Here is a 4,290-nt window from a genome sequence, read left to right on the forward strand (position 1 = left end):
GCCGTGCCGCCGAAGACGACGATGGCGAGCACCGCCGCGGTCGTCGCGCCCGCGCTGACCCCGATGACGTCCGGGCTGACCAGCGGGTTGTGCGCCAGCCGTTGCAGCAGCGCCCCCGAGAGCGCCAGTGCGGCGCCCACACCCAGCGCGGTGAGCACACGCGGCAGCCGCATCTCCACCACCACGTGCGTCACCATCACCCCGGCACGGCCGGTGAGCGCGTCCACCACCTCGCCCACGCCCAGCTCGAAGTCCCCCAGGGTCAGCGAGACCAGGGCCACCGCCGCGGCCAGGGCGGTGAGCAGGCCGCCGAGCAGTACCGCGGGCCAGTACACCCGTACCGACAGTCCGCCCAGGCGGGCCACCCCCGTTCGGGGACCCAGGGCCCCGGAGCGCGCCGTCACGGCCCCGCCACCCTTCGCCCGCGCACCACGAGGACGAAGAACGGCGCACCGATGAGAGCGGTGAGGACGCCGACCTGCAACTCCTCGGGACGCGCCACCACCCGGCCCGCGACGTCGGCCGCCAACAACAGGACGGGCGCCAGCACCGCCGACCAGGGCAGCACCCATCGGTGGTCGGGGCCGACCATGACCCGCGCCACGTGCGGCACGGCGACCCCGACGAAGCCGATCGGACCCGCCACGGCCGTCGCCGTCCCGGCCAGGAGCACCACCGCCAGGGCGCTCGTCCCGCGCACCAGCCACAGCCGTGTCCCCAGGGAGCGGGCCAGCTCGTCGCCGAGCGCCACCGCGTTCAGGGACCGGGCCACCGCCACCGCCGTCACCAGCCCGGCGGCCAGGAACGGCAGCGCCTGGAGCAGCGCCGCGCCGTCGGCACCCGCCAGCGAGCCCACCACCCAGAACCGGTACTCGTCCAGGCTCGCGCGGTCGCGCAGGACGATCGCCGAGGTCAGCGAACCCAGCAGGGCCGAGACCGCGGCTCCGGCGAGCGTGAGCCTGACCGGACTGGCCCCCTCCGGACCCAGCGAACCCACGGCGTGGACCACGCAGGCGGCGACCGCCGCGCCCGCGAAGGCGAAGCCGACGTAGCCCAGTAGCGCGGACACCCCGAACACGCTGATCGCGAGGACCGCCGCCAGGGAGGCGCCCGCGTTGATGCCGAGGACGCCGGGGTCACCGAGGGGGTTGCGGGTCACCCCCTGCGCCAGGACCCCGGACACGCCCAAGGCCGCGCCGACCGCCAGCCCGGCCAGGGTACGCGGCACACGCAGGTGCCGCACGACCAAGTCGGTGTCCGAACCGGTGAAACCGGCGTAGGCGAGGTACACGTCGGCCACGGACAGCCGCTCGTAACCGACCAGGACCGACGCCAGCAGGGTCGCGGCCAGGACCAGCAGCGCCACCGCCAACCCGGCGACGCGGGCGCGGGCACTGACGAGAACCCCGGAACCGTCGGCCGCGGCCCGCAGCCGGCGCCGGACTCCCGAGGGCACGGCCGTCACGGGCCTCCCGGCCACATGGGGGGCCACCGGCCCGCCTACCCGAACAGGCCGGGGTGCAGGATCCGGGCGACCGTCTCCACCGCGGCCGCGCTGCGCACACCCGCGGAACGGTCGGCGAAGGTGAACTCCTCCACCTGCTCCTCGGTGACCGCGGTCAGGTTGGCCAGCACGGGATCGGCCGTGATCCGCTCCACGTCCGGGGCGGCGTCGGCGGCGGTCATCCGCGCGTCGCAGCACACGTCGACCAGGATGAAGTCGGGGTCGCGCGCGATCACGTCCTCGACGGCCACGTCGTGGTTGCGACCGCCGTCCAGGTCGGCGAAGGCGTTGACGCCTCCGGCCAGCCGGATGATCTCGGTGGAGAAGTCCTGCCCGCCGGCCACCCGGAACCCCTGGTCGCTGGGGCGGCCGACCATCACCGAGGGCCGGTCCTCCTCAGGCACGCCGCCCTCCAGGGCCTCGGTGACCCCGCCTATCGTGCCCTCCATGTCCGCGATGACCTCTTCGGCGCGCTCGCGCGCGTCGAACAGGGCGCCCAGGTTCCGCAGGTCGGCGTAGACGTTGTCCATCGTCACCGAGGCCGGGTCGATGGTCGCGTCGGTGCGGCCGTCCCCGCTAGGGCACAGCGGAGCCGGGATCCAGCTGCCGATGCCCAGCTCGCGCAGGGAGGCCCGCGTACCGAGGTTCTCGTCGGTGAACACGTCGTTGAACCCGGCGAGCACGAAGTCGGGCCCGTGGCTGAGCAGTTCCTCCCGGCTGGGCAGGTTGGGGTAGTACTCCTGCCCGGCCTGGGCGTCGGCGTACTCCTCCAGGACGGCGGCGTCCAGGAACGCCGTCCCCACCAGGCGGTCGCTGAGGCCCAGCGCGTGGGCGGTCTCGATGGCGGGCTGGTAGGCGGCGAACACCCGTTCCGGCGGGCTGTCCGCGGCCACGTCGACGCCGCAGTTGCGGATCGTCTCCCCGGCAGCCTCGGGGGAGGGGGCGGCGGAGCCCCCGCCGCAGGCGGTCGTGGCCAGGAGCAGGGCGAGGGCGGCGCAGGCGGGCAGGCGGTACCGGACCGCGCGTGCCCCGGTGGGCTTCATCGAACAAACCATCCTTCGTGGTCTGATGACGCGGACGGTCGCAGCCGGTCTCCTGGCTCCCGGAGTCGGGCTCTGGCCCCGCGCCCCCACCCTTCCCAAGCCGTGTCCGGCCCAGTGGCGTGCGGGAGGCGCACTCCGGTCACAGTGGCGAGGACCGCGCCGGACTTCCACCGGCTTCCCGTGCACTGCGACGTCGACGATATGGACTTGTGCTGACAGTCAACCGGCCACGGTAGTGCACGCGGGTCCCTTCCGCGAGACCCGCTCCCCTCCGGCCGACGACCGGACCCCCGCGAGCCGCCCGACCGGCGGAGCGCCGTCCGCACGCGTGGCCGGACCGGGACCGGGCATAGAGGGCGCATGGAACTGATCACGGTGGAGGACGTCCGCGCCGCCCGGGAACGCCTGCGCGGGGAGGTGGTGCGCACCCCGCTGACGGCGGGCCCCGCCGGAGGGCCGCCGTTCCTGCTCAAACCCGAGAGCCTCCAGCCCACCGGGGCCTTCAAGCTGCGCGGCGCCACCAACGCCGTCGCCCTGCTCGACCCCGACCAGCGCCGAAGCGGTGTGGTGACCCACTCCTCGGGCAACCACGGCCAGGCGCTCGCCCACGCCGCCGCCCGGCACGGGGTGCCCTGCACCGTCGTCGTCCCCGAGGGCGCGCCCGGGGTGAAGGTCGACCGCATGCGCGCCCTGGGAGCCCGCATCGTCATGGTCGCCCCCCGGGAGAGGGAGGCCACCGCCCGCAGGCTCCGGGACGAGGAGGGGCTCGCCCTGGTCCCGCCCTTCGACGACCCGAGCGTCATCGCGGGCCAGGGCACGGTCGGCCTGGAGATCCTGGAGCAGTCGCCCGGGGTCGCGACCGTCGTCGTGCCCGTGGGCGGAGGCGGGCTCGCCTCGGGGGTGGCCACCGCCGCGCTGGCCGCCGCGGGCCCGCGCCGGGTCCGCGTCGTGGGGGTGGAGCCCGAACTGGCCGCCGACGCCGCCGAGAGCCTGCGCACCGGAAGCCTGGTCACCTGGCCGCCCGAGCGCACCCACCGCACCATGGCCGACGGGGTGCGCGTGTGCCTGTCCGAGCTGACCTTCGCCCACCTGCGCGCCCGCCTGGACGAGGTCGTCACCGTGACCGAGGAGGAGATCGCCCGCGCCGTCGCCGCCCTCGCCCACGGGGCGCGCCTGGTCGCCGAGCCCAGCGGGGCCCTGGCCGCCGCCGCGGTCCTGGCGGGCCGGGTGCCCACCGCGCCCGGCCGCCCGCAGGAGACGGTCGCGGTCGTCTCGGGGGGCAACGCCGACCCGGGGCTGTTCGCCCGCCTGGTGGCGTGAGCCGCGCGGGCGGCACCGCGGTCTCAGGCTCGGGAGCCCCCGCCGCCGGCGGGACCGCTCCCGTTCACGCGCTGCCGCTCGCCCGCACGCGCCGCCACGGGGTTGTCGCGCCCGGCGGCGCGCGCGGCACGGTCCTCGCGGCGGCGCATGGCCATGTCCGACAGCGCGGCGAGCCCGAAGGCGATGACGACCGCGGCGACGATCAGCACGGTCCACAGCGCGGTACCGAAGGAATCGGGGTCGATCATGGGTGCTCCGAGGGGATCGGGGGTTGGACGTGCCGACAACCCAACCGTAATAGGTGTTAACTTTCGGGCCGAGTGTCAGCGGCGGTGAACTGGGTCATACGCGCGCCACCGCGCGTCCGCCCGCAGCACGTCCGTCCACCCACACGGCGAGGGGCCGGGGACGGCGCCGCGGCGC

Annotated in this window: 5 protein-coding genes and 1 riboswitch; of the genes, 1 reads left to right on the plus strand and 4 read right to left on the minus strand. The window is 75.5% G+C overall.

Translation table 11 applies throughout. The features are described from left to right. The 3 genes from DQW06_RS21815 to DQW06_RS21825 all read right to left on the minus strand — a co-directional run. Nucleotides 1-404 (minus strand): iron chelate uptake ABC transporter family permease subunit (locus DQW06_RS21815; protein WP_157983542.1); only part of this gene is annotated, 404 nt, incomplete at its 3' end. Beyond that, nucleotides 401-1,465 (minus strand): iron ABC transporter permease, encoded by a 1,065-nt coding sequence (locus DQW06_RS21820; RefSeq protein WP_071622212.1) that lies wholly within the window; start codon nt 1,463-1,465, stop codon nt 401-403. The genes DQW06_RS21820 and DQW06_RS21815, both read right to left, overlap by 4 nt. 35 nt (nt 1,466-1,500) lie before the next feature. Further along, nucleotides 1,501-2,547 carry an ABC transporter substrate-binding protein gene (locus tag DQW06_RS21825; RefSeq protein WP_013153464.1) on the minus strand — a complete coding sequence of 349 codons (1,047 nt, stop codon included), beginning with the start codon at nt 2,545-2,547 and terminating at the stop codon, nt 1,501-1,503. A 24-nt stretch (nt 2,548-2,571) separates the two neighbouring features. Beyond that, nucleotides 2,572-2,752, minus strand: a riboswitch (cobalamin riboswitch). Between the two features lie 155 nt (nt 2,753-2,907). Here DQW06_RS21825 and DQW06_RS21830 point away from each other — a divergent pair. Next, nucleotides 2,908-3,867: a threonine/serine dehydratase gene (locus DQW06_RS21830; protein ID WP_013153463.1), complete on the plus strand. Its 960-nt coding sequence runs from the start codon at nt 2,908-2,910 to the stop codon at nt 3,865-3,867. 23 nt (nt 3,868-3,890) lie between these two features. Here DQW06_RS21830 and DQW06_RS21835 read toward each other — a convergent pair whose 3' ends face one another. After that, on the minus strand, nt 3,891-4,115 hold the full coding sequence (locus DQW06_RS21835; protein WP_013153462.1) for a hypothetical protein: 225 nt from the start codon (nt 4,113-4,115) through the stop codon (nt 3,891-3,893). Nucleotides 4,116-4,290 lie beyond the last annotated feature (175 nt).

It is taken from the genome of Nocardiopsis sp. TNDT3 (assembly GCF_003427465.1).
In the GTDB taxonomy this organism is placed as follows: domain Bacteria; phylum Actinomycetota; class Actinomycetes; order Streptosporangiales; family Streptosporangiaceae; genus Nocardiopsis; species Nocardiopsis dassonvillei.

What these genes read in the sequence shown, in the direction of transcription:
- DQW06_RS21825 (WP_013153464.1), bottom strand. Translation starts at nt 2,547, where the DNA reads ATGAAGCCCACCGGGGCACGCGCGGTCCGGTACCGCCTGCCCGCCTGC.
- DQW06_RS21830 (WP_013153463.1), top strand. Translation starts at nt 2,908, where the DNA reads ATGGAACTGATCACGGTGGAGGACGTCCGCGCCGCCCGGGAACGCCTG.
- DQW06_RS21835 (WP_013153462.1), bottom strand. Translation starts at nt 4,115, where the DNA reads ATGATCGACCCCGATTCCTTCGGTACCGCGCTGTGGACCGTGCTGATC.